Below are 273 nucleotides of genomic sequence, written 5' to 3'. Positions count from 1 at the left end.
CATCTCGTGCACCAAAGCCTTGGCGAACCCCAGATGCCGGCTGCCGCGCACCGGGGAATCCCGGCGCGCCAGCGCGACCTCACCGGCCACCCCGCGGCCGCGCTTTGCCGACGCGACACCGGCCGCGGCGTCGTCGGCGCGCCGGGCCGCGTCCAGCGCCGCCGCTGCCCGCGCCTGCCCGGCTGCGGCGGCGGATTTGACCCGCTCCAACTCGGTGATGCGCGCGATCAGCTCGGCCTCGGTGGCACCCGGGTCCACCCGCCACAACCGCTC

The 273-nt window shown here is 76.9% G+C and carries 1 pseudogene; it reads right to left on the bottom strand.

What is annotated here, in order from left to right:
• Positions 1–273 (bottom strand): annotated as a pseudogene (locus AC5Y7D_RS30975) (HNH endonuclease); the annotation flags it as partial.

The sequence above is a fragment of the Mycobacterium sp. NGS49 genome (assembly GCF_059812565.1).
This window is presented reverse-complemented; position numbering and strand designations above follow the sequence as displayed.